This window comes from Francisella sp. LA112445, assembly GCF_012224145.1.
GTDB lineage: Bacteria > Pseudomonadota > Gammaproteobacteria > Francisellales > Francisellaceae > Francisella.
On the sequence record NZ_CP041030.1, the window covers coordinates 1,352,744 to 1,378,909 of the forward strand.

The following is a 26,166-nucleotide window of genomic DNA, read 5'->3' on the forward strand; positions in this document are numbered from 1 at the left end:
ATTATTCACAACCATAACGATTCTTGACATAATTCTCAACAATCTCAATAAATTCTCCAGAGATATTATCTCCACGTAATGTATGGGCTTTTTTACCATCAATAAACACTGGTGCAACTGGAGATTCACCACTACCTGGTAAACTTATTCCTATATCAGCATTTTTAGATTCTCCAGGTCCATTTACAACACAGCCCATTACAGCTACTTTCATACCCTCAACACCTTTGTACTGTTCTTTCCACTGGTGCATTTTCTCATCTAAGTGTTCTTTTACTTGGCTAGTTAGCTCTCTAAAGAATGAACTAGTAGTTCTACCACAACCTGGACATGATGTTACACTTGGTGTAAATGTTCTCATTCCTAGATTTTGTAATATCTCTCGACAAACTCTAACCTCTTCTGTACGAGGTGCATTTGGTGCTGGAGTTAGAGATACACGTATAGTGTTGCCTATGCCTTGCTGTAATAATATACCCAAACTCACAGCACTTGCTACGATACCTTTAGTACCCATACCAGCTTCTGTAAGACCTAAATGTAAAGCATAGTCACATTGTTTTGATAGCTTTTGATACACTGCTACCAAATCTTGAACTTCACTAACCTTACAAGAAATTATAATTTTATCTTTAGATAGACCAAGTTCTTCAGCATATTTAGCACTCTCTAGAGCTGATGTTATCAAAGCTTTGTGCATGATCTGCTGTAAACTCAATGGATGCTCTTGAGCATTATTTTCATCAATCAATCTAGCTAAAAGAGCTTGATCTAAGCTACCCCAGTTTACACCTATACGTACAGGTTTATCATTTTCTATAGCTATTTTTACTATCTCAGCAAATTGTGTATCTTTTTTCTTACCAAAACCAACATTACCAGGGTTTATACGATACTTTGCTAGAGCTTTTGCACATTCTGGATACTTGCTTAAAAGTGTATGGCCGTTATAGTGAAAATCACCAACTATTGGTACGTGACAATCATGTTTTGCTAACTCTTTGACAATTACAGGCACTGCTGCTGCTGCTGGCTCATCATTAACTGTAATTCGAACTATCTCACTTCCTGCTTTATGCAGAGCTAAAATTTGCTTAACTGTTTTTTCAATATCTGCGGTATATGTGTCAGTCATTGACTGGACTACAACTGGATTATCTCCACCAATTAAAACATTACCAACTTTTACAACATTTGTTTTATTCATATAAAAGATTCCAAAAAAATATATTTATACTTCAAATAATCATACGAAAATATACAATGTAAGATTATACCATTATAAAGTTGATTTTTCAGACCTATGTACTTTAAAGATTTAGAAAATTACTTAAATGATTATTTTGAAGTAAATGACTACAAAGACTATGCTCCTAATGGCCTGCAAATACAAGGTTACAGAGACATTAAAAAAGTTATAACTGGAGTTACCGCTTGTCAGGAGCTCATTGATTCTGCTATACAAGAAGACGCTGATGCTATTGTTGTTCATCACGGTTATTTTTGGAAAGGTGAAAGTTACCCTATAGTTGGCATGAAGTATGAACGCATCGCAAAATTTATAAAAAATGGCATACACCTTTTTGGCTATCATTTACCCCTAGATGGACATAGAGAAATTGGTAACAATATCCTTTTAGCGAAGAAACTAAATCTACGTAATATAAGATTCTTTGAAACAGGATCTAAACCTGATATTTCTGTAATAGCAGACTGTGATCTAGACTTAAATAGCTTTAATAAGCTTATTGAAGAAAAACTAAATAGACAGCCGACTGTTATCACTGCTAAAAATCAAAATAAAAAAGTTGCTATCTGTACAGGTGGTGCTCAAGATTTTATAGAATATGCTTATAATGCTGGAGCCGATACTTTTATCTCTGGTGAAATCTCAGAAAGAACCACTCACACAGCTCGTGAACTAGGTATAAACTATATAGCAGCTGGACACCATGCGACTGAAAAAGAAGGTGCAAAAGCAATAGCAAAATTACTAGAAAAAAACTTAAATTTAGAAACTAAATTTATTGATATAGATAATCCTGCTTAATTATTTTCTTTTTAAATAAAAAACCTAATATTGTTGGTATAAAAGCAAGAATAGCAAATATAATAATTGTAATATCAAAAGCTGTGTTTACACTAAAAGTGTTAAAAAACCAGTTTAATAATATCGCAGAAAGTGAAACAGCCATCCCAAAAGTTAGTTGGAATAATATATTGTTAATTGCATTTGCATCATTCAGATTAGGTTTTGGTACATCTATGAATACTCTAGACATATAAGCTGTAAACAAAACTGATCTTATAGCGCCATTTACAAGCAAAATAATACTAATATAAAATAAAGGAGATGCCTGTGTTATTGTTAGTATCATAGCAACACTTATCATCTGCACAATACTTCCTATAGATATTACCAACTCACTACCAAAAATTTTAATCAAACGATTTACAAATACTTTAGCCCCTAAGTTACCGATAAACATTATCAATAATAAACTCCCAGCTTTTATAGCTGAAAAACCTAAAGCTTGTTGAAAATATAAAGGTATCACAAAAGGCATAGCTCCTGTTGTTATCCTAAAAAATGTAGAGTTTATAATAGAGCTTCTAAAACTATGTATTCTAAGAGCAGAAATATTTACTATGTGATTTTTTGATTTTTTATAATGTATAACACTTAGTAGTGATGTAACAATCAAACCAACTATAAATATAGATCTATAGCTTCTAAAGATTGAATCTTTTAGACACGACTCCAGAAGGAAAATTACAGACATAATTAATATTGCTAGTATTACAAAACCTTTAAAATCAAATGATTTTTTCTCTATCACTGAAGTTTTTGTATTATCTAGTAGAAAAATAGATAATACAGATAGCACAACACCTATCGGAATATTTATAAAAAACATATATCTCCAACTTGAATATTTTACGATATATGCGCCTAAAACTGGACCAATGACTGGTGCTATTAATGCTGGCCATACCATCCACGCAATTGCTTTAAGGTATTGATCTTTAGGAGTCTGCTTAAATATTATGGTTCTACCAACAGGTACCATAAGCGCGCCCCCAACCCCTTGAATAATCTCAGCAAATACCAACATTAGTATATTAGTACTTAAGCCACATAATAGAGAGCCAAAACTAAAAACAGCTATCGATAAAACATATGTATTTTTATCCCCTACTCTATTGCTAACCCATGGTGCTATTAGTAAAAAAACAGCTATTGATGTAGCATAAGCAGTAATAGCCAAATTTATATAACTAAAGTTTATACCGAAATAATCAGCCATTTTGGATACAGCTGTGACAACAATGGTGCTGTCAAGCATTTCCATAAAAAAGGCGATTGCTATTATAAGTGAGATTATATTTTTTCTTTGAATCATTGCAGTTATCCTTTTATGCATAGTTACAGCAACCCCATGAAGGACTACCTTTTAATTAAAAAACTATGCGTTGGATAACGTTAACGCTTACGTTTTGATAAAGAATTATCAAAATACATGTAAACATTATAACATAATGAAAAATAAATTAAATAGTTATTTCATAAATTCTTTTTCGATATCTTCTAATGAACGTCCTGTAGTTTTTGGTACAAATTTTAATACTATAAATCCAAACAACAATGTAAATGCTCCGCAAATAAAAAACATGCTACTATCACCTAAACTAACTGTTATAGGTAGAAACACTGATGCTAATACTGCAGAAGCCATACTATTTAAAAATAAAGCAAGACCAAGTGCTTTACTTCTAATATTGTTAGGAAGAAGTTCTGATAATATCACCCATACATATGATCCAGAGCCTATTGCAAAGAAAAATACAAAACATATTAATCCAATAAGCAAAACCCACCCTTTAATACTTGATTGAGGCAAAGCTACTAATGCTATACCTGTTAATATTAAAGTAATAGCTACCATAAATGTCCCAAATGTGACAATGAATTTCCTTTCTATTTTTTCAGCTATAAAAACAGCTAATAAAGTTGTCAAAAAATTAATGGCTGTAATAGTTATCCCACCAACAATTGATACATAATTACCTCCTAAACCTGCCTCTTTTAGCAAACTAGATGAGTACTGCAATATACTATTAATACCTGTTAACTGATTTAGAATTGCTACAGAAATAACTATTACAGTTGGTACAACATAATGCTTATTGGTAAAAATATGAAGCAAACTTTGACCGCTATCTTTTAATGTATCTTTAACCTGTTTAACCTGTGATTCTACTTCACTTTTACTAAAGAAATTTTGTAAAACAGTTTTTGCTTCTGAATCTTTGTTTTTAAGTATTAGCCATCTAGGAGATTTTAAGATAAAGAAACAACCAAAAAAGAATATTAACGCAGGAATAAGTGATGTTAAGAACATTGCTTTCCAGTCTCGAGTACTTTCAAATAATAGCCCAACATAATTTGAGATTAAAATTCCTGCTGTCAAAAAGAGTTGAAAACATGTAACAGCGACCCCCCTAATGTTACTAGGAACTGTCTCTGTAAGATATAGTGGTACAGTAACTGTAATAAAACCTACAGAAATACCTTGAACCAACCTAGAAGTTAATAAAAACTCATAACTACTAGATTCATAAATCATCCATACGGAAATTATAAAAACAAGGCCCGATAACTTAAGGGTATTTCGCCTACCAATAATATCAGCTACTATTCCTGCAACTAGTATAGCAAATGCACCACCAAATAAAACAGATCCACCCAGTAAGGAAGTCTCAAAGGCGCTCATTGGGATATCATCTTTTATAAATAGAAAAGCACTATTAATTACCCCTATATCATAGCCATACAGCATTCCACCCATTGCTGAGAAAAATATTATAGTAATTATTTTAAGCTTTAATTTTATAGATCCACTCATAATAAACTTGCCTTAAAATTTATTTATAAAAATTAAACTGTTTCAGTAACTTTTTTTAGATTTACCGGATTATCTGGATTAAGACCTAAAGATACTGCTAATTCGTTAATCATAAGATAAAACTCTTGTAATAAAACAATAGTCTGAAGTATTGGATGAATTTCAACATCTACATGTAAATGAAATTTTGCTGCTGATTTTGGATCTGTAGTCGCACATATTGTTTTTACATCAAGGTCTGTCATCCTTTTGATTATTTCATGAGTGCCTTTTGCACTTTCATCACTTTGTAAAATAGTAAATGTAGTAAATGTCCGAGTCATTAATGCAAAAGGTCCATGTAAAACTTCTGCTGAGCTAAATGCTTCGGCATGTATACCACATGTTTCCTTAAGTTTTAAAGCCATCTCTTGAGCAATGGGAAATCCAAAACCTCTACCTATAACAAACATATTTTTACTAGTTTTTAACTCTTGTATTGCATCTGACCAGTCCGACTTTAAACTCTCTTTAAGAGCTTCAGGTAGCTTTTGTAAACTTGCTATCAAAGATGAATCTTGATTATACTCTGCAACAATACTTACTAAAGCCACTAAAGATGTTATGACGCTTTTAGTTGCTGCTACAGCATTTTCCGCATCTGCTCTAACAGGCAAAACTAAATCTGCACTTTCTGCTAAAGGCGACTCTTCTTTATTTACAATAGCTAAAGTTGTACATCCAGCCTTCTTGCACCCCTCTAAAGCTAGTCTAAGATCCGGAGAACCTCCAGATTGTGAAATACCTATAGCTAATGTCTTCTCATCACCGATATTTTTACCATAGATTGTTGTGACAGATGGTGGTAAAGAAGAAACACTAAAGCCTAGTTGAGTTTCAAATAAATATTTTGCAAAATTAGCAACACAATCTGAACTACCTCTAGCTACAGTAATTACTCTTTTAATCCCTTTTTCTTTTAATCTCTTAGCAATATCTTCGACTATAGTTTTATTTAATTTAAGCTGATTTTCGACCTTCTCAAAACTACTACTAGTTTCTTGATACATAAGTGTTTGTGACATATTTCTTATATATAAAAAATTTCAATATTTTCATTATAGTATTCATTTTTTAAAAAATACATTTTAATTTCGAGCAATTCTAATTAAGACGCCATATTTACAATATACTAAATTAGTAAAGTATGTTAATATTTTAGGTTTATTAACTCTCAGCTTAGAGGTTTATATGGCTTTTATACTTATAATTTCTTTACTTGTCTTAATACTCCTTCAAGTAAAGAAATTCAGCTTTAACTTTCGAACAATACTAGCTCTTGTCGCAGGTATTATAATCGGGATACTTTATAATGTTATTAATCAACATAGCAACAGTTTTATACAACTTAGTGATATTCTAGGTGATGGATATATTTCTTTACTTAAAATGTTAATTATACCAATAGTTCTAACATCTATAGTCCATTCAATAATAAATCTAAAGAACTATGAAGGATCATATGTAATAAAGTTTGCCTACAAAACAATCGCTATATTACTAATTCTAACAGGTATAAGTGCTGCAATTGGTGCTGTCGTAGCAATTACAATGCATTTAGGTCAAGGTATAGATATTGCATCTATTACAGGTAATGTCGACAAAGATATGCAAACATCAACAATATCTCAGACTATTTTAGGATTCTTACCAGATAATATCTTCAAACAAATGAATAATAATAATGTTATGGCGGTTGTTATATTTGCTATATTACTTGGGTTTTCAATGTTAATTGCCCATCGTGAAGATAGTAAGCTAGCAGCTCCTTTTATCAACTTTATAGATTCAGCATTTTTTGTGATTAAAAAACTAGCAAGAATGATTATAGCTATCACACCTTATGGCGTATTAGGTTTAATGATTCAGATGACTGTTGAGCTTGATAAAAACAGCATTTCAACAGTGTTATATTTTATCTTAACTTGCTATATAGCTTTAGCGATAGTCCTAGTAATGCATATTATCCTATTAGTTTTATTTAGAACAAATATAGTTAGATTTTATAAAAGTATTTGGAAAGCTATGGTTGTTGCAGCAACTTCTAGATCAAGTATGGGAACACTACCATTATCTATTGATGGGCTAAATAAATATGGTACTTCTAGTAGTATTGCAACATTTGCTCCTACTATGGGAACTACACTAGGAATGAACGGTTGTGCTGGCGTATTCCCTGCGGTATTAGCTATTATGGCAATGAATGCTACAGGTATGGATATAACTTTTTCAACAGTTCTACTAATTTCTGTTATTTGTATGCTTGCCTCATTAGGAGTTTCAGGGATTCCTGGCACAGCTTTTGTTGCTGCTGGAGTAGTCTTTTCTTACTTTGGATTACCTTGGCAGATGATCGCATTGATTATTGGGGTTGATGCAATTATTGATAGTTTTAGAACACCTCTAAATATTCATGGAACTATGACTACAGCGATTATCGTTGATAAAACAACTCCTAAGCTATAGATTCTTTAGAAAAAATATTTATAATTTAGCTAAATAAAAAACTACATTTTACAAAATATATGAGAAAACAATATAACCAAAAAGGTTTTAGCTTAGTTGAGTTAATGGTCGTGATAGCTATAATAGCCATATTAAGTGCTGTTGCTGTACCAATGTATGCAAACTATACAACTAGAGCAAAAATCGCATCTGAAGTTAGTAAAATTGGTGGAGTCAAAGCAGATATTGCTGAGCAGATATCACTAAGTAATTTAAACTCTGGAGATACTATCTCAGACATTACACCCCCATCTGAAACTCCTTTAAATGTTGGAGTAGAATCTAATGGAAGTATTATAGTAAATGTTGGAAATGATACTTTTAATGGTATTTCTGCAGAAAGCACACCTGCTGTGGAACAATCACAATCAGCACTTATGATATCTCCTACTATTACTAGTGGTGCTATCATATGGACTTGTGGTAACGCTTCAGGATCTATTCTAACACAGTCACAAATTCCAAGCATTTGTGGATCTATAAACAGTAACAGCAGTTCTACAGATAGCGGTAGCAGTAGCTCTGGTGATAGTAGCTCTGGCGATAGTGGACCTACTAGAAATAGAAATTCGATTGGAGGCTAATGAAAGCCTTGTGTATTAGGTCCCACAAAAAGTAAATCTAACTTTTTCCTCATCTCTTGGCTCAGCCATATATTTAGCCTTTATCTCACTGAATTCATACGGACTTCTTGTAGCATCTAATAAGCCATAAACATTTCCAAAACTACCTCCTTCAACTGATTTTATAGCTTTTTCAACTTGGTGATTTCTTGGGATAATAACTGGATTAGACTTTTGCATTTTTGAAGAATCTAAATTTAGGTTTCTCAATGACTCTAGCCAATAGCCTAATCCTTTTGCTTTTAAGTTCTCAACATTACTATACGTTAAATCATAAAATGTATTTGTATAATCAAGATTATTTTTAAACATACTTACAAGTAAATTTGAAATAATTTCATCGTAATTATCAGGCTGATTATCCAAGCCTAATTTATTAAGAAACATTTTTTTCCATTTAGTTTTATAGATTCCTGAATAATCTTGTAGTTTTTCTTGAGCTAGTTTAATAGCTTCTTCCTCATTTGAGGAAATTAATTTTAACAAACTCTCTGCAAGTCTTGCTATATTCCACCCAGCTATAGATGCTTGATTTGCAAATGCGTAACGGCCATTTCTATCAATAGAGCTAAAGACCGTTTCAGGATCATAAATATCCATAAAAGCACAAGGACCATAATCAATAGTCTCGCCTGAAATAGTCATATTATCTGTATTCATAACACCATGGATAAAACCTACTCTTTCCCACTCGGTAATTAAACTAGTTTGTTTATCTATAACGTAATCAAGCAAGCTCAAAGCTTTATTATCATTATAAGGAATCTTATGCCTATCAATAGTATAATTCAGCAACTCTTGCGAATATGTCTCCCCTAGCATTGCAGCATATTGAAATGTTCCAACCCTAATGTGGCTACTTGCAACTCTTACAGCAATTGCGCCTTGCTCAAGATTATTTCTTTGAATATTTTCACCTGTACTTATCACAGCTAAGATACGACTAGTTGGTATACCCAAATTATACATTGCTTCACTAACTATATACTCTCTAAGCATAGGTCCTAAAGCAGCTTTGCCATCACCGCCTCTTGAGAATTTAGTTAAACCTGCTCCCTTAAGGTGAAAATCAAACAAATCTCCATTTGGACTTTCATATTCTCCTATTAGTATAGCCCTACCATCACCAAGCATTGTAAAATTACCAAACTGATGACCAGCATAAGCTTGGGCGATAGGTTTTTCACTGCTATAACCTAACAATAAGCTTAATAATTTCTCTTGAGAATATTTAGAAAAATCTAATCCTAAATCATTAGCTAGATTATCATTTAAAAGTAACAACTTTGCATTTCGATACTTATATACAGGTTGTACTGAATAAAACTCCTCAGATAACTTAGGGTATGTATATTTAAAATTTAGCATATTAATAAATACTTTACTATTTTAGTATCATTTTAACAAAATATCACAATTTACATAGCTTTTAGGGTAAAATTAATATAAAGATACATAAATGGTAAAATCATGGAATATCTTAAATTAGCAATAGTTGATTCAGAAAACTATAATAACTTTTCACGTATCTCTGAAAATAACTTTGATAGAGTTATAGTCTTTACTAATAGCCAAGAATTAGAGTCAAACTTCAAAAAAACTGAGATCTATAAAAACTTTGAACTTGTGCCAATAATTTATGGTGAAGGTAACAAAGATAACATGGATGGCTATATTTGTGCAAAAGTTGGAGAATACGTTGAAAGATATCGAGATTTTCGTACTTATCTTAGTATTACAATATATAGTAATGATCGGATATTTAAAGGCATCGCCTCTTACTATACCCGTAAAGGATTCAATATAGCTACAACAGCTCCAACACAATGTGATACTGGAACAAGTAATACAGATCCTAAAATACGCATCAAAAAATTTCTAGCTTGCTATGACAGTGTAGTTAACAGATCCTTTAAGAAACACTTTAATGAAACAAATAAAGATGCTTTTTATCGCCTAATAAGAAGGCATTTAGATAAAGATATTCCAAGAGAAATTGCCGATAATTTTATCGATCAAAACATTGTATACTTTTCAAATAAATCAAGAAAAATTGGGGTTGATGACTCAAAAATATAGTATTTCAAAAACTCTGTGTAGCGAGTCTAGATATCCCTCTTTTATAATGATAAAATAGCTCAACTTTTATACTTAACTCTTTATAAGATTATGGAATATAGAAAATATATTTGTATCGTTTGTGGATTAATTTATGATGAGGCTGAAGGCTGGCCAGAAGATGGTATTGAACCAGGTACAAAATGGGAAGATGTTCCTGAAGATTGGGAATGTCCTGACTGTGGTGTTGGTAAAGACGAATTTGAACTTTTAGAAGAATAATAGTCAAAATGTCATCATCTCTATTTCAAAAGATCTCTTTTGAAAATAAAGATTTCATAGTAATGAGAGATGACCTTAACCATCCTATCTTTTCAGGTAATAAAGCTAGAAAACTAGCTTATATCTTAGACAATCCTGATAACTACACACAGATTAAAACCATTGTTTCTTTTGGTGGCAACCAGTCTAATTTTATGCTGGCATTATCCCAACTTGCTAAAATTAAAGGTTGGAATTTTCATTACTGGATAAAGCCCTTGCCAAAATTTCTTAAGCAAAACAAAACTGGTAACTTAAAACTCGCTTTAGATAATGGTATGCAACTTTTTGAAACTAGCGGATCATTAGAATTAGAAAATATAAAAGCTAAATACGAAGATACCAAAGATTTTTACTTTTTTGACCAAGGAGGTAGAAATCCTTCTGCTGAAGAAGGTATTGCTAGTTGCGCATTAGAAATCAAAAACTTCTGTAATGAAAATAAAATCGAAGATTATAGTGTAGTAGTTGCTTCAGGAACCGGAACAACAGCTTTATATTTAGAAAAATATTTAAATCAAAGAGTTTTTACAGTTCCTTGTGTTGGAGACTCAAAATATTTAAAACGACAATTTGACTATATTGATAAAAATCTTAAACACCCTCAAATTCTAGAACCTCATTTTCAAACAAACTTCGGACAATTAGATATAAAAAACTATAATATCCACAAAGAACTAAAACAACAAACCTCTATAGAGTTTGATCTGCTCTATGATCCAATAGCTTGGCGCGTACTTTTAAAAAATTATAATAACTTACCTAAGCCAATCATATATATTCACTGTGGTGGCACATCTGGAAATATCACTATGATAAACAGGTATAAAAGGCTCTTAGAAAAATCGTTATAAATACTGTGCTACTAAGACTCTATTTATTCTACGTCTTATTTCAACTATATTTGTCTTCACAGATCTACATAGATTATATGTTGTATTAAGCTTTTGTGCAGTTGAATTAGTTAATTTTATACTACTCAAATTCGCTCTATTAGACATTTCTATAGCTGTTAAAACAGGTGCTTCTTCCAAACATAGAGGCTCCTGTAAAACTTTAACGATCTGTCTTGCATATGCCTTTATTTGTTCTGTTTTTGTAGCAAAATCATGCTCATGGTTAATATACTCAAACATTTCATAAGCGATAGACATTCTTATCTTCTCTTCAAGATATACATATGCCAACTCATGCTCAACATTTTTACTCAATTTTTCATCTTTATCAAAATCTAGTGATCGCCATTGATTTAATAAGACAGTTAATCTCTTAAGTAAAGTTCTAATTATGCGAATATTTTGATTAAATCTATTTCTATTTTGCTGGATTTGCCTTTTAATATCTTTTGGTAACTTTTTTGTATGAAGCTGAATTATTGAGCTTTCTAACTGAGAAATATTATCCTCAACATCTTCTGTTATATTTATAATATCTCTAAGTTCTAAATTTGGAGCTACTTCAGACATAACTAGATAACATTGCTTATAAATTCCTAAAATATGATTATATTTTTGAGTTATTTTACTTCTTAGGTTTTCTATTGATGTAAATAAATAATCTTTTTTAACATCTTCAAATTTAGAGATCGTTTTAAAGTAGTAGATCTTTCGACCAGAAAGTAGCTCTATAAAAAGAGTAATAGCATTACTTGCATCATCTAAATCAAAAAGATTATATTGACCTGCACTATTATAGATCTTTGTTAAGAAACCTGCTTTTCTCTCAAGTCCCTGCTTTAAGTCTGAGTACTCCCCTATTAGTGCTTTTAAAAATTTCAGTTTTAAATCATTTGGAATTTTTTGGCAATTAGATATTTGTTTATAAAATTTTCTTAACTTACGTTTATTATCATGATTATCAATAGGGAAACCATTCTCCTGATGTAAATATATAATCTCAGCAAACTCTGCCATTTCTTTACTAAAATGAAGATTAAAAATATAAAATATCTCTTTACTTGTAGGATGTGATTTTGCAAGGATTTCATAAGCCACTCGATTATCTCTAACTTGATCAGTTAGATTAGCTAAACTCATTTTCTTTGATAAGTAGAGATTTTGGTATGACTCCTCCATTACGCTCAAAAATCTATCTTGCATTTTTTCTTGTTCGCGATGTTTTATCGAATCAAAGATTATTTTACTAACAAAACCAACTAAACCAACGAAAAAAACATATAAAGAAAAATATGCAACTGTAACTAGAGGCACTCTAGAGCCATGACTTAAGTAATAACCTAGTGTGATAGCTATAATTGTTACAGGACCTGCTGCCCATATTATTGAAAGTATAGTAGCCTTAATATCAGCTCTATGAATTGATGATATTAACTCACTTGCATACGAGTTATTATATGAATTTCTTTTTTTTAACTTTGCCTTTAGTTTTCTAAATATATATATCATTGCCTCACTATTTTACCAGTATTTTCATAACTATTCTAACAAACAAGATTTACAAGCTTCAAGCAAAATTATCTCTAATCAATAAAAATGTATTTAAAAAAGTAGCTAACTTTATAGTATAAATACTTCAAAAATAACTTTATTAACAGTATATTTATTAACAACGATATATAAAGATATAATGTACTTATGAGTATTAGTTTCTATTTTATGCAAATACTAGTGTCAATATTTGGGGTATTATTTGCAGTCAAAATTGCTTCTTTTAAGAAAGAGGCTTGGTATTTTTACTTCTTTGGAACTTTACTTGGATTTATTAGTTTTTATAATTTTAATGAATTTAGTATTCTTGACTTTATAAAAAGCTTAGCACCTTTTAGCCATGACTTAGGATTATCACTATTAGCAATAATTATTCTCAAGAAATATAGCTTTAAACCGCAAATATTAACTAGAAACAATATTGTGCCTGCTACTGTTATTATTATACTGACAACACTATTTATGATTATATTTAACCACTTAACCTTGCCTATGTCACCATTTTTTAGTGTTAGTATGTTCATTTCAGATTTATTTGGAATCATAGTATTTGTTGGTTCTGCTCTTTTAATATTTGGATATATTGCAGGCTTGCTTATAAATTCTATCTATTGTGTGCAAATGATAGTAATGAGCATATATTACCAAATAATATATCCTCAAAGTATTACAATGTTTCTTATAAGTAATGCTTTTAATATACTAAATCTACTTATATTCACATACGCCTACATCAAGTATAGAAAAGCTATCAAAAATTAAAGTGGCTAAATTATAGGTACTTTTGATAATTGCCGGTCTATAATTATCTTATAAAAATAAGTGAATTTAAGATGAAGTTATGCAGACATATTTTCTTTTATTGACTGTTCAAATATTTACATTAATATTCGCTATTAGAATTTCCTCTTTCAAAAAAGATGCATGGTATTTTTATTTTCTAGCAACATTTGTAAACTTTATTAGCTTTTATAATTTTAGCGAATCTAGTATTTCTTATTTTATTAAAAGTCTAACTCCATTTTTAAATGATTTAGGTTTACCTCTACTAGCAATACTTATAGCTTATAAAACCAAGATAATTCCTCAAAGAATCACAAAAAACAATATCTTACAAGCTAGTGCTATAATAATACTATCAACGATATTTATGATCTTTTATAGCTATATAAACCTAAATACACATCTGTCTTATAGCATAATTATAGTTATCACTTATTTCTTTGGATTTTTAGCATTCATAGGTAGTGTTTTGTTAGCTTTTGGCTATATCTTAGGACTTCTAATAAGTGCTGTTTGTTCGCTTCAAATAGCTTGTATAAATTTATACTTTAGTATTAGTTTTGGATTTTTTCCCTCTGCATATTACCTGATAATGACAACAACTTTTAATATTTTATGTTTTATTACTTTTCTTTACGGTTATAACAAAAACAAAAAACTACTCAAAGATTCAAAGTAGCCAAGTTTTTAGGTACTTTTGGTTATTATTAGTCTATAATTGTTGGTGATTTTATAAAAATAGGTAAAATTTAATGATTGAAAATTTAAGAAATATTGCGATTATCGCACACGTTGACCATGGTAAAACTACTTTGGTTGATAAGTTATTACAACAATCTGGTACCCTAAATACTCGTGGTCCAGAAGTTGAAAGAGTCATGGACTCAAATGATATTGAAAAAGAAAGAGGGATTACAATCCTTGCAAAAAACACTGCCCTAAAATGGAATAATTATAGAATTAATATCGTAGACACTCCAGGTCATGCTGACTTCGGCGGTGAAGTTGAACGTGTACTATCTATGGTTGACTCAGTATTACTTCTAGTTGATGCTGTTGATGGCCCTATGCCTCAGACAAGATTTGTAACAGAAAAAGCTTTTGCTAAAGGTTTAAAACCTATCGTAGTTATCAACAAGATTGATAGAGATGGTGCAAGACCTGATTGGGTTGTTGATCAAGTATTTGACCTTTTTGATAGACTTGGTGCTACAGATGAGCAACTAGATTTCCCTATAATCTATGCTTCTGCTATTAATGGTTGGGCTACAAATGAGCTTGGCGAACAGAAAGAAGATATGACTGATCTTTTCAAAGCTATTGTTGAAAATGTTGAGCATCCTGCTGTTGATGAGGATGGTCCATTCCAAATGCAAATATCTTCCTTAGATTATTCAAACTTCACAGGAACTATTGGTATTGGTCGTATCCAAAGAGGTAAAGTTAAAACAAATACTCCTGTAACTATTATTGGCAAAGATGGTAAAACTCGTAATGGTAGAATCTTACAAATATTAGGTTATATGGGGCTTGAAAGAGTAGAAGTTCCTGAAGCACAAGCTGGTGATATTGTTTGTGTAACAGGCATGGAAGGTTTGAACATATCAGATACATTATGTAGCCCTGATAAAGTAGAAGCATTACCTGAACTTTCTGTAGATGAGCCAACTATTAGCATGACATTCCAAGTTAATAACTCTCCTTTTGCTGGTAAAGAAGGTAAGTTTGTAACTTCTCGTCAGATCAAAGATCGTCTAGATAAAGAACTACTTACAAATGTAGCTTTAAGAGTTGAACAGCTTGATGATCCTGATAAGTTTAAAGTTTCTGGACGTGGTGAACTTCATCTTTCAATCTTATTAGAAAATATGCGTCGTGAAGGTTATGAAATCGCAGTATCTCGTCCACATGTAATCTTTAAAGATGTTGATGGTGAGAAACATGAGCCATATGAGCAAGCAATTATAGATATCGAAGAAGAGCATCAAGGTACTGTAATGGAAAGAATGGGCTTGCGTCAAGGTGAGCTTAAAAATATGGAACCAGATGGAAAAGGTCGTGTAAAACTTGAGTTTATAATACCATCTCGTGGTCTAATTGGTTTTTATACAGAGTTTTTAACTATCACATCTGGCTCAGGTATTTTAAATAAAGTATTTGATCATTATGGACCTATGAAAAAACAAGCTCTTGAAACTCGCCAAAATGGTACTTTAGTTTCTATGTTAGCGGGTAAAGCAGTAGCTTTTGCTCTTTGGAACCTGCAAGAGAGAGGTAAAATGTTTATTTCTCATGGTACAGATGTTTATGAAGGAATGATTATAGGAATTCATAGTAGAGATAATGATTTAGCAGTAAATCCTTGTAAAGGTAAACAGCTAACTAACGTTCGTGCCTCTGGTAAAGATGATGCTCTTACTTTAGTTACTCCAATCAAGCTTACTCTTGAGTATGCTCTTGAGTTTATCGAAGATGATGAGTTAGTTGAAATTACACCAGAATCTATTAGATTAAGAAAAAAACATCTAACAGAATCTGATCGTAAAAAAGCAGCTCGTGGGGCTCTTTAATTCTAAACTTTCTTTCTATCTAAATTTCAAATATAAAACTAAGCATTAATTCTATGATGAAAGCTAGTCATAGAATTAATGCTAGAAACTTAATTACTAGTTATAAGAAATATATATAATCAAATTAAAAATTTATTCTAAAAGCTTAATATGATAAATAAAAAACCTAGCTTTAACTCAGAATCTTATCAAAAAGCAAGGCCTTCTACTCCTGCTGAAATTATTGATTATCTAAAGAATAACATTCCTTCTTATAAAAAAGCTTGGGACTGTGGTACAGGTAATGGTCAAACAGCTATTAAATTAGCAGAGTTTATTGATAAAATTCATGCTACGGATATTAGTAAGGATCAGATATCTAAAGCTTTTAAACATAAGAATATTAAATACTTTGAGTCTAATGAAACTAGTAGTATGTTTAATGATGAAAGTGTCGATTTGGTAACAGCTTCTCAAGCTGCTCATTGGTTTGATATATCTAAATTTGAAAAAGAATGCTTACGTATACTTAAACCTAATGGCATCATAGCAATTTGGACATACTATCGAGACATTCAAATAAATGGTAAAACAGAAGTTATTTATCAAGAGTTTTTAAATGCGATAGATTCATTTTTCCCAGAAGGTAACGGGCTTGTTGAAATTTATCAAAGTATTAATCTAAACTTACCTATGTTAAATGCTCCTAAGTTTGAACAAACAAAACAAATGGACTTTGATAACTTTATCGAATATCTAAAATCAATATCTGCTTATGCCGAATATATTAAGAACCATAGAAAATGTCCTCTTATAGAGCTTGGATTTTATGATAAATTTAGAAAATCTTGGGGAGAACCATCAACTATTAATACCATAACTTGGCCAATAGTCTTTAAGTGTTACATCAAAAGATAATTATTATCTAATACCCTACTGCTAAAGCACTAGCTCTACGCGGGTCTGCCGCACCATAGACATACTCACCATCAGAGCCTACCGATTCTGCAGCCCCCATAGCTGCGTATGGTATGACATTATTGCCCATTTTCTTAAGTAAGTTAATTGTATCTACAGATATTCCCTGCTCTACACCTAACTCTTCTGGCCACAATTGACTATGTACACGAGGATTATTAACTGCTGATTGTAAATTCATATTGTAATCAATTAAATTCAAAATAACTTGTAGAGTAGTTGTAATAATACGACTACCACCTGGTGAACCTGTAGCTAAGAATGGATTGCCCTTTTTATCTAGCACTATAGTTGGTGTCATTGAGCTTAATGGTCGCTTATTTGGTGCTACAGTATTAGCCTCACCTTGAACTAATCCAAATACGTTAGCTACACCAACTTTAGCAGCAAAATCATCCATTTCATTATTTAAAAATATCCCTGTACCTGGTGCAATAATACCACTACCATAAGAGTAATTTAGGGTATATGTATTTGAGACCATATTACCATCTTTATCTATAACGCTAAATTGTGTAGTTTGTAGTTTTTCATGATCATCAGGATCAACTGTACTAATATCTTTACTAGGAATATGTTTATCTGTATCTATTTTCTTAGCTATCTGCTTAGCATATTTTTTAGATAAAAATTTAGCTAAATCCATCTTCACAAAATCAGGGTCACCAAGATCTGCATTACGATCATTATAAGCATAGCTCATAGCATTGCTCATAAGATTGATAGTTTTGGCACTATTATTACCATAATCCGCTAATGGGAAGTTTTCTAAAATATTTAGAAGCTCAATTAAAACCACCCCACCAGAACTTGGCGGTGGCATAGAATAGATAGTATAACCTCTATAGGTGTCTTTAACTGGCTTCATTTCTTCTACATTATAATTCTTAAGATCATTTAAAGTAATTAGTCCACCATTTTTAGCCATGCTTTGGGCTATCTTATGAGCTATTTCACCTTCATAAAAAGCTTTTTTACCATGTTTTGCGATTAGCTCTAGGCTATTAGCAAGCTCTGGCTGCTTTAATGTCTCTCCAACCTTATATGCTGAGCCATCTTTTTTATAAAAAATCCTCATCGCATCAGGAGATTTTTTTAACCATGGTTTAGCAGTTACTAATGATTGGTGTAAATCATAGCTCACTGGAATACCATATTTTGCTAGTTTGATAGCTGGAGCAATTACCTGAGCAAGTGTTAATTTACCGTACTTTTGCTGTGCATCAATTAGGCCTGCTACAGTTCCAGGAACTCCTGAAGCACTATAAGAACCAGAAACTTTACTATAATCAACCTCTCCTTTTTTATTAAGGAACATATCTTTAGTAGCCTTAGAAGGAGCTTTTTCACGATAGTTTATAGCTATAGTTTTATGCTTATCTTTTAGGTATATTAGCATAAAGCCTCCACCACCAAGGTTTCCTGCTCGTGGTAAGGTAACTGCTAAGGCAAACCCAACAGCTACAGCCGCATCTACAGCATTACCACCCTGTTTGAGTATTTGTAACCCTACTACACTAGCTAGAGCTTCTTGTGATGAAACCATTCCGTGTTTTTGTACAACTGGTTGAGCAATTTGCATTTCCTCTTGAATAGGGATAAAATCATACCCACTAGATACAGGAGCTGCAATAGTTGATAAACTTGGTAATAGCATTACCATAGACATAAAAGCTACGAATAATTTTTTCATTGAAAGCACATAATTCAATTAATAGATATATTTACTATAGCAAAAACTTTTTGATTAAAGAAACTCTTGTGAATATTTTTTACTTTAAAAAATCTTTTAAACTTTAGCAGCATCATTCACAGTAGATAAGCTACTCTTAAGTACAGGTATATTCTGAGAGTTTGTTATAAAACTTTCGCCACTTGAAGCAACTTCTGAACTAGTACTTCCACTATTGATTCCTAATATATTTAATACTGCTTGGTCATTTTGCTGTGCTGACTCTGCTTGAGGTGGCTTTTGCTTCAATATTTTTGCCATACTATAGTCATAATTTTGTATATATGCATTTCTTAGAGCCACATATGGATCTAACGTCGATTGCTGAAGATTAGTGTATGCTGGTAAATATGACACACCTTTATTGACATAATATACTCCATACACACTATAGTTAATAAGATATGATGTAAAAGTATCAATACCAGGTACAAGAAATATATATGTAAGAGGGTTAAATGCTGCATCGACACCGTTAGATAAGCTCTCTACTGTTCCAGGACCAAAAATAGGCCAAACTATATATGGTGAGGCATAACCTTTCTTATATACACCCCATTTATGTAATGTTGTCGCAAAATTCTGATGATATCTCATTGGCAAATCAAACCAACTATTAGCTACATCAAATATCCCAGCTACTCCAAGAGTTGTATTGGCTACAAATCGCATACTATCATCACCGGCATAGCCCCACTGATCTTGGAATATATCATTTGCTACCCTACTAGGCTCAAAAAGATTTTGAAAAACATTAAAGATACCATTTTGGACAAAATTAGGCACTACAAACGCATAAGCTTTAGCAGCTGGGGTTAAAAATTTATAAACCTTATCATTAAATTTATATATTTTTCTGTTATATTTTTCATAAGGATCTCTTTTATTAATAGGAACTTCCCATTTAAAAGAGCAGCTTGCAAGGGTCGTAGCTAAGACACCCCACAACAACATTAAACTTATTTTTCTTTTCATAATAAAATAAACTTATCCGTACTAATCTTTTGAAGTAAGCAATTATAGATGATTATTGCTAAATATAAAGACCAAACTAAATTTTTAAACTTTTCTTAAAGTTTCTAACCCAAAATCTTTGTGGCAATAAAGCTTCTAATAACTTATCAGATACGATACTTTTTTGATCTAATATTTTTGAAGAAATAATTTTTGCAGCAATCAAAGAAGAGCACATCCCTTTAGAGCCAAATCCAGATGATACATATAGTCCAGTCTCATAGTCAACTTTTGGCATCTTGGATTTGGGATATCCTTTTGATAAAGGTTTATAAAAATCTTGTTCAAACTTCTCGTAATCAGTTAACTGTCCAATGATAGGTAGATGATCAGACGTTACACATCTCATAGCAACTCTTGAGTCAACAATATTTAAGCTAGTATTATAGTTGTTTAATGATATCTGTCTTATTTGAGAGATATTAAACTCATCATCAGCATCTCGAAGCTCACCACTAATATCTGCGTTATCTCTAAATGTTGCCCCAATAACTTGAAGATTGTTTTTATAGCCTGGAATAATATAACCCTTATCAACTATAGTTTTATCTATATCAAAATATTTTTGTATAACTGTAAGCTGTCCATACGAGGGATATACAGGTATTTTTTGTAAATAAGAAATATCTTTAAATAAGTGATATCCTCCTGCAAAAATCACTATATCAAATTGATGATTTAAAATCTCACTATCTTGACTAGCCTCTTTAAAGCTAAGATCCCAAAGATTATCTTCAGTTTTTTGAATCTCTAATAACTCAACTCCTAACTCTAACTTTGCATTTGATAATTTGAGCCATAGCTGGCAAATACTTTTAGGCACTACAGATAAAGCATTAGGATAATAAATTGCTTGTTTTGATATATCTTTATTAATAAACTTTTCTAATTCTTGACCTGATAAGAGTTGAGCTAAATTAGGATCAATATCTCTTTTAGCAAATATCTTTTGATATCTTTTTAGATCTTTCTCGTCACTTAATATCTGTAACACTCCTTGGTTACAAACCTCTACTTGATCTTTATATTGATTTATAAAATCTAATAATAAGCTGTAGCCTAAAGTATGAAACTGATCTGAGAAATTATTATCTGAAGTTAAATATGGTTCTAAAATACCTGCAAAATTACCTGATGCTTCACTAGCTACCTCAGAATTTTTATCAAATATAGTTATATCAAGATTATTTAATTTACTTAGCTCATAAGCTAATGAACACCCTGCTAACCCAGCTCCTATAATAGCCACTTTCTTAGTACACATTTTGATTCTCACAGTTATATTTGTCTAAATGCCATTTGGCTGGATTATTATTTATATATTCTCTGATCTTTAATAAGGATTGCTCGTCCCTTATTATATGATCATAAAAAGATCTCTGCCATTGAAAGCTTGATAACCCAAGATTATTTCTGATTTGTTTAGATGATGTTGTCTTAAATGCACCAATTAATTGAGATAAAGATTTAATTTTTCTATTTTTTTGTAGGGACATGTCGTGACTTGTCCTTTTATTTGGCTGGTCACGACCAGCCTCTACGCACACATTTGGATTATTAATAATTAATATTCCATGAAAATGATTTGGCATTACAACAAATTCATCTAGAAAGACATATTCGTATTGATAACTTAACCACATCCATTGATCATAAACTATCTTTCCAAAATCATTTAAAGCCATCTTACCATCAGCTGATATTTCACCAAAATAACTAACTCTATCTTTGGTGCAAATAGTCACATAGTAATAGCCATTTTGTGAATAATCAAAATTTTCTAGACGATGATTTTTGCATTTAAAAGCTCTTTTATGCTCCAAAGCCTCTTATGCCTTCTCTTTTACGCTTTTGTTCAGCTCTTAGCATGCGAGCTTGCTTTGGATCGATAGTTAGATTTCTATATATCTCAACTCTATCTTTATCTTTTACAGGATGATCTAAATCAACAACTTCACTATAAATACCGACTTTTAGCTCTTCTAAATTTTCTAGCTCTGGATATTTATGGACTATTTTTGATTGCTCAATAACTTGTCTAACTGTCATAGATCCTTCAGACTCAACAAAAAAAGACTTCTGTTCATTAGGTAAAGCATAAATAACTTCTACTTTCACTATTTATAAACCTCTTCTGCACGTTTACAAAAAGCTCCTAACATCTTATCTGCTAAACCACGAAATACTGGTCCAAGAGCCATTTCTACAAATTTATTCTCAAAAGTAAATTCCATATCTAATGATACTTTGCACGAGCTTTCATCTTGAGGCTCAAATCTCCAGTCACCAATTAAGCTTTTAAAAGGTCCATTCATAAGATTTAAATGGATATGCTCATTTTTCACCATTGTGTTGTGTGTAGCAAAGTCTAGCTTCACAAAGCCAGACTTAATTTTTAAAGATGCTTTTGCTTCTGTTTCTGTATGCTCAAAAATCTCAATGTCATAACACATTGGTAAAAATTCAGGGTAACTTTTAATATCATTTACAAGATTATACATCTGTGCAGCACTATAATTTACAATTGCAGATTTTTTAACTTTATTCATTTATTTAATCTTTTGTGTTTTGCTGATAATATATAGCTCTACATTGTATATCTTTTACAAAAAATAATAAAGTTATGAGTAAACATAAGGTTTCTCCAGCAACCATTGCTAGAAATAAAAGAGCCTTCCATGATTATACTATTTTAGAGAAGTTTGAAGCTGGAATAGTACTACAAGGATGGGAAGTAAAAAGTATCAGAGCTGGTAAAGTACAGATGATAGATAGTCATGTGCATATCAAACGTGGTGAGGCATGGTTATTTAACTGCCTAATTACGCCGCTACTATCTGCATCTACTCATGTAATACCTGATGCTTCAGCTACACGTAAGCTACTACTTAATCGTCGTGAGATAGATAAGATCATGGGTAGAGTTGAGCAAAAAGGTCTAACATGCGTACCACTAGCCATGTATTGGAAAGGTCCTCGCGTAAAAGTTGAAATAGCTCTAGCTCAAGGTAAAAAAACACATGATAAGCGCCAAGCTCAAAAAGATAAAGATTGGGCACGCGAGAAAGATAGAATCTTTAAAAAGGCGCATAGATAAAATGACTGATATAAAAGTAAGCAAGACTGAAAAAAAATTACGTCACTATATCACTAAAGCTATTGCTGATTATAAGCTTCTCAATAAAGGAGATAAAGTTATGCTTTGCCTATCTGGTGGCAAAGACTCTTTTGGACTTCTAAAAGTTCTACATGGTCTTATCAAAGATGGAACTTATGATATAGATCTTCATGTATATACGTTAGATCAATCTCAGCCTGGTTGGGATGATAGCAAACTTAGAAAATATCTTGATGATTTAGGTGTATCTTATGAGATTGAGACAAAAAATACTTATGGTGTGGTGATAGATAAAGTTCCAGAGGGTAAAACTTATTGTTCTTTATGTTCAAGACTTCGCCGTGGCAACATCTATAGATATGCAAAAGAACATAAAATGGACAAGATCATTCTAGGTCATCATCGTGATGATTTAATTGAATCTTTGTTAATGTCTATACTATATCAAGGGCAAATCAAATCTATGCCACCTAAGTTTATTACTAAAGATGGTGAAAATACTGTAATCCGTCCAATGGTATTAGTTCAAGAGCGTGACTTGATAGAATTTGCTAAAGAAGAAAGCTTTCCGATAATTCCATGTAATTTATGTGGCTCTCAAGAAAATCTTAAAAGAAAGAAAGTTAAAAAGCTTATCCAAGATTTAGCTCACGAGAATCCAAAAGTACCAAGTAATATTCTAAATTCACTTTCAAATGTATTACCTAGTCACTTGATGGATAGAGATTTATTAGATATATCTAACCCTACAAATATAGCTAGCTACGTATAATAATACACCCTGAGCTAGTTTCAGGATCTCAATAAAATAAATATTTATCATAAGATCGAGTTTCAAATTGATTAACTATGTACAATTACAGGACATCAGCGGCTAGTAGTCCATAAAACTAATTCACACTACTAGAAAAATTAGAAATTCTAAAAATATTTGGACAAGTACTCTGTTTAGCATCAGGCGCTTTAGATAATAAGGCTGCCAAATCTCTCTGAGTTGGATCATCAGCACTCTTAGGTAAAGATATGTATATATCTACTAACATACCCTCTTTACAATTTAAATATACTTTCTTACTAGAATTTGCTCCAAAGCTGCTATTAAATGCATTATTAAACTGTCCAATAGTGATATCTTTACCAACATTTTGACTAAATAACTGCTCAAGTTTTGAACTATTTATTTGTTTTACAAAGTTAGCTGCTTGAGTAAAATATTGATTTTTATCTTGAAGCTGACAAGTTCCATGCTTATACCATTCATGTCTTTGTAAACATGAAGTGGAGTTATAACCAGGCATTACACTATGTAACAACTTCTGTGTTTTAGCATTTAATTTTAAAGGTGCATAGCTACAAAAGTTTATTTGTTCTTTAGTATTACAAAAACCATAATTAATACCACAGGCATTTTGATTGGGCCAAAAACCATGTAATGAAAAACTCTTAGCTGCTGTATTATTTAATGATAGATTTTTGCATTCTTGTTTATTTGTACCATAGCCATAAGTCTCACAAAAAGCAGGCTCCCAGCTCAAAGCTAGCACATAACTATCTGCATAGCCTGGTTTATTTATACACTGCCTACTCAAATCATTTTTTAACTTAACTATGCCACAGTTTTTACTAACCCAGCGTAACTGATTTTTATCAGCTTTTGGGATAAAAATTCTAAACCAATTTGCATCAGTGTATTTATTTTTTTCTCTAATCGTATAAGTCCGTCCAACTATTACGTGAGTATTATCAGGATTGGTTTGCTTATTTTTAGATATATAGGCTTGGCAAGATGATGTCGCTGTAAAAGTACCTGAAGCTGGTATAGCATATACTGATGTAGTTATTAGAAGTAAAATACTAATAAGCCAAAGATTAATTCTTATTTTCATTTTGATCATCTGTATCACTAGACTCAATACTCTTTACTACTTCATCCATATTTATCTCCGGACATAACTCTTCAAGGATTTTAGATGCATTATATAAAACATCTGTATCTTCTAATGCATTTGCCAAAATATCAGCATTTATAACAGGTAAACCTAGCTCATTAATTGTCTTTGATACATCATTACTATTTAACGTTTTTATAGAATTTTGGATATTTGTAATTCTAGAAAATAAATTATCAAAGTTTTGATTTGCAACCTCTTTACCTGAAGATGTTTTCTTATCAGAGCTCATTTCTTCAAGCTGCATTTTTAGATGTTCAATCTCATAATTTAAGTTATTTATTTTAGTTTCATTACTATTGTTTATAGCTTTTTGCTTAACTCTCTCTTCCTTTAGGGTCGTTACTAAGTTATTTAGAAAGCTAGCCATCTCATCAGCACTACCAGCAAATCTGTTAAATACCGTTAAGAAATGCAGTATTGATTTATCATCTGAAAAATCAGGGTACCTTACTCTATGATCGATCTCACTCCAACCCTCTTCAAATATTGTTCTTACTTGTATTTCACAGAATATTTCTTCTTTGAGAGGTTTCGCTTTAATTACATAATGAGTTGAGCGATACCCAATAGGATGTTCCTTCACCTCACAATCTTTATGTTCAGCTACTTCATTATCACCTTTTCTTATATAAACAATCTTTTCATGAGTTTCATACTTTTGATTGACATAGTGATAAATATCTTCCCATTCATTTTTAAATAAGTGTAATGCTCTTATTCCTATTAAATCTGTAATTATTTTTAGATAATTTTTTACAGATATATCTGCATACTTTTTATTTCCCTCTTTTTTCTTTCTTACTATCTTTTTTAAGAGATGAGATGCGTCTTTTACACGCCATCTAACAGAGTGAACATTATCGCATTGTTGTAAGGTATTTGCTAAATAACTTGCAGTACTTTTAAAATCATCAATTCTACTTAGGTAATCACTTATAATTTCTGATAACTTTTTTTCACTAATATTAGCCTGTTTTAAACAAGCACTAGATATATTTGTATCTTCTAAAATTTTCTTTATATCCATAACTTATATAAATCCCTTAATACTCGGTTTATCTATCGTTACTTATTCTAAATTCTTAAAGACTAGTTTTACATTATATATAGACTAATTCAACTGCTATGGTTAAATGGAAA

25 protein-coding genes and 1 pseudogene are annotated in these 26,166 nt (G+C 31.4%); 12 read left to right on the top strand and 14 right to left on the bottom strand.

Features of this window, described 5'->3' with window-relative positions; translation table 11 throughout:
• Position 1: 1 nt before the first annotated feature.
• Positions 2-1,207, bottom strand: a complete 1,206-nt coding sequence (ispG, locus tag FIP56_RS06595) for a flavodoxin-dependent (E)-4-hydroxy-3-methylbut-2-enyl-diphosphate synthase (RefSeq protein ID WP_192578149.1) — start codon at positions 1,205-1,207, stop codon at positions 2-4.
• A 96-nt stretch (positions 1,208-1,303) separates the two neighbouring features.
• Between ispG and FIP56_RS06600 the strand changes: the two genes are divergently transcribed.
• A complete protein-coding gene (locus FIP56_RS06600; RefSeq protein WP_192578150.1) occupies positions 1,304-2,050 on the top strand; it encodes a Nif3-like dinuclear metal center hexameric protein in 747 nt (248 codons plus the stop codon).
• Here the strand turns inward: FIP56_RS06600 and FIP56_RS06605 are convergent.
• From FIP56_RS06605 to FIP56_RS06615, 3 genes are all read right to left on the bottom strand, one after another.
• Positions 2,025-3,404, bottom strand: a complete 1,380-nt coding sequence (locus FIP56_RS06605) for an MFS transporter (RefSeq protein ID WP_192578151.1) — start codon at positions 3,402-3,404, stop codon at positions 2,025-2,027. The two genes, FIP56_RS06600 and FIP56_RS06605, sit on opposite strands and share 26 nt — an antisense overlap.
• Positions 3,405-3,560: 156 nt before the next feature.
• A complete protein-coding gene (locus FIP56_RS06610; protein WP_192578152.1) occupies positions 3,561-4,907 on the bottom strand; it encodes a sugar porter family MFS transporter in 1,347 nt (448 codons plus the stop codon).
• Between the two features lie 32 nt (positions 4,908-4,939).
• The gene (locus FIP56_RS06615; RefSeq protein ID WP_192578153.1) at positions 4,940-5,971 is read right to left on the bottom strand and encodes an SIS domain-containing protein; all 1,032 of its coding nucleotides are present in this window, start codon (positions 5,969-5,971) and stop codon (positions 4,940-4,942) included.
• A 166-nt stretch (positions 5,972-6,137) separates the two neighbouring features.
• On the opposite strand from FIP56_RS06615, the gene FIP56_RS06620 reads away from it, so the two are divergent.
• Together FIP56_RS06620 and FIP56_RS06625 are read left to right on the top strand one after the other, a co-directional pair.
• Positions 6,138-7,412, top strand: coding sequence for a dicarboxylate/amino acid:cation symporter (locus FIP56_RS06620; RefSeq protein ID WP_192578154.1), 1,275 nt, complete (start codon positions 6,138-6,140; stop codon positions 7,410-7,412).
• A 59-nt stretch (positions 7,413-7,471) separates the two neighbouring features.
• Positions 7,472-7,933, top strand: a pseudogene (locus tag FIP56_RS06625) (pilin); the annotation flags it as partial.
• Positions 7,934-8,050: 117 nt separating this feature from the next.
• Here the strand turns inward: FIP56_RS06625 and FIP56_RS06630 are convergent.
• The gene (locus tag FIP56_RS06630; protein WP_192578156.1) at positions 8,051-9,442 is read right to left on the bottom strand and encodes a protein adenylyltransferase SelO family protein; all 1,392 of its coding nucleotides are present in this window, start codon (positions 9,440-9,442) and stop codon (positions 8,051-8,053) included.
• Between the two features lie 102 nt (positions 9,443-9,544).
• Here FIP56_RS06630 and FIP56_RS06635 point away from each other — a divergent pair, with 102 nt between their 5' ends.
• From FIP56_RS06635 to FIP56_RS06645, 3 genes are all read left to right on the top strand, one after another.
• Positions 9,545-10,153: a hypothetical protein gene (locus FIP56_RS06635; protein WP_192578157.1), complete on the top strand. Its 609-nt coding sequence runs from the start codon at positions 9,545-9,547 to the stop codon at positions 10,151-10,153.
• A gap of 90 nt (positions 10,154-10,243) precedes the next feature.
• Positions 10,244-10,414, top strand: a complete 171-nt coding sequence (locus FIP56_RS06640; RefSeq protein ID WP_013922958.1) for a rubredoxin — start codon at positions 10,244-10,246, stop codon at positions 10,412-10,414.
• An 8-nt stretch (positions 10,415-10,422) separates the two neighbouring features.
• The gene (locus FIP56_RS06645) at positions 10,423-11,307 is read left to right on the top strand and encodes a 1-aminocyclopropane-1-carboxylate deaminase (RefSeq protein WP_192578158.1); all 885 of its coding nucleotides are present in this window, start codon (positions 10,423-10,425) and stop codon (positions 11,305-11,307) included.
• On the opposite strand, the gene FIP56_RS06650 is transcribed toward FIP56_RS06645, so the two are convergent.
• On the bottom strand, positions 11,302-12,858 hold the full coding sequence (locus FIP56_RS06650) for a hypothetical protein (protein WP_192578159.1): 1,557 nt from the start codon (positions 12,856-12,858) through the stop codon (positions 11,302-11,304). The two genes, FIP56_RS06645 and FIP56_RS06650, sit on opposite strands and share 6 nt — an antisense overlap.
• Positions 12,859-13,068: 210 nt before the next feature.
• Here FIP56_RS06650 and FIP56_RS06655 point away from each other — a divergent pair, with 210 nt between their 5' ends.
• The 4 genes from FIP56_RS06655 (at position 13,069) to FIP56_RS06670 (ending at position 17,150) form a co-directional block, all read left to right on the top strand.
• Positions 13,069-13,662: a hypothetical protein gene (locus FIP56_RS06655; protein WP_192578160.1), complete on the top strand. Its 594-nt coding sequence runs from the start codon at positions 13,069-13,071 to the stop codon at positions 13,660-13,662.
• A gap of 79 nt (positions 13,663-13,741) precedes the next feature.
• On the top strand, positions 13,742-14,362 hold the full coding sequence (locus FIP56_RS06660; RefSeq protein ID WP_192578161.1) for a hypothetical protein: 621 nt from the start codon (positions 13,742-13,744) through the stop codon (positions 14,360-14,362).
• Between the two features lie 73 nt (positions 14,363-14,435).
• Entirely contained in the window at positions 14,436-16,253 is a 1,818-nt protein-coding gene (gene typA / locus FIP56_RS06665; protein WP_192578162.1) for a translational GTPase TypA, read from the top strand.
• Between the two features lie 150 nt (positions 16,254-16,403).
• The gene (locus FIP56_RS06670; RefSeq protein WP_192578163.1) at positions 16,404-17,150 is read left to right on the top strand and encodes a class I SAM-dependent methyltransferase; all 747 of its coding nucleotides are present in this window, start codon (positions 16,404-16,406) and stop codon (positions 17,148-17,150) included.
• A gap of 7 nt (positions 17,151-17,157) precedes the next feature.
• Here the strand turns inward: FIP56_RS06670 and ggt are convergent, their stop codons facing one another.
• The 6 genes from ggt to FIP56_RS06700 all read right to left on the bottom strand — a co-directional run bounded on the left by ggt (position 17,158) and on the right by FIP56_RS06700 (position 22,505).
• On the bottom strand, positions 17,158-18,903 hold the full coding sequence (ggt, locus tag FIP56_RS06675; RefSeq protein ID WP_192578164.1) for a gamma-glutamyltransferase: 1,746 nt from the start codon (positions 18,901-18,903) through the stop codon (positions 17,158-17,160).
• Positions 18,904-18,999: 96 nt separating this feature from the next.
• Entirely contained in the window at positions 19,000-19,917 is a 918-nt protein-coding gene (locus FIP56_RS06680) for a VacJ family lipoprotein (protein ID WP_192578165.1), read from the bottom strand.
• A 76-nt stretch (positions 19,918-19,993) separates the two neighbouring features.
• Positions 19,994-21,220, bottom strand: coding sequence for an FAD-dependent 5-carboxymethylaminomethyl-2-thiouridine(34) oxidoreductase MnmC (gene mnmC, locus FIP56_RS06685; RefSeq protein WP_192578166.1), 1,227 nt, complete (start codon positions 21,218-21,220; stop codon positions 19,994-19,996).
• On the bottom strand, positions 21,210-21,779 hold the full coding sequence (locus FIP56_RS06690; protein WP_192578167.1) for a transposase: 570 nt from the start codon (positions 21,777-21,779) through the stop codon (positions 21,210-21,212). Before FIP56_RS06690 ends, mnmC begins: the two co-directional genes overlap by 11 nt.
• On the bottom strand, positions 21,769-22,074 hold the full coding sequence (locus tag FIP56_RS06695) for an RnfH family protein (RefSeq protein WP_192578168.1): 306 nt from the start codon (positions 22,072-22,074) through the stop codon (positions 21,769-21,771). Before FIP56_RS06695 ends, FIP56_RS06690 begins: the two co-directional genes overlap by 11 nt.
• Complete coding sequence (locus FIP56_RS06700; protein ID WP_192578169.1) at positions 22,074-22,505, bottom strand: type II toxin-antitoxin system RatA family toxin; 432 nt, start codon at positions 22,503-22,505, stop codon at positions 22,074-22,076. The genes FIP56_RS06695 and FIP56_RS06700 overlap by 1 nt, the downstream gene beginning before the upstream one ends.
• A gap of 74 nt (positions 22,506-22,579) precedes the next feature.
• Between FIP56_RS06700 and smpB the strand changes: the two genes are divergently transcribed.
• Both smpB and ttcA read left to right on the top strand, forming a co-directional pair.
• The gene (gene smpB / locus FIP56_RS06705) at positions 22,580-23,053 is read left to right on the top strand and encodes an SsrA-binding protein SmpB (RefSeq protein WP_192578170.1); all 474 of its coding nucleotides are present in this window, start codon (positions 22,580-22,582) and stop codon (positions 23,051-23,053) included.
• A 1-nt stretch (position 23,054) separates the two neighbouring features.
• A complete protein-coding gene (ttcA, locus tag FIP56_RS06710; protein ID WP_192578171.1) occupies positions 23,055-23,846 on the top strand; it encodes a tRNA 2-thiocytidine(32) synthetase TtcA in 792 nt (263 codons plus the stop codon).
• 118 nt (positions 23,847-23,964) lie between these two features.
• On the opposite strand, the gene FIP56_RS06715 is transcribed toward ttcA, so the two are convergent.
• Both FIP56_RS06715 and FIP56_RS06720 read right to left on the bottom strand, forming a co-directional pair.
• Entirely contained in the window at positions 23,965-24,960 is a 996-nt protein-coding gene (locus tag FIP56_RS06715; RefSeq protein ID WP_192578172.1) for a ribonuclease I, read from the bottom strand.
• Positions 24,944-26,053, bottom strand: a complete 1,110-nt coding sequence (locus FIP56_RS06720) for a RelA/SpoT domain-containing protein (protein ID WP_192578173.1) — start codon at positions 26,051-26,053, stop codon at positions 24,944-24,946. Before FIP56_RS06720 ends, FIP56_RS06715 begins: the two co-directional genes overlap by 17 nt.
• Positions 26,054-26,166: the final 113 nt, after the last annotated feature.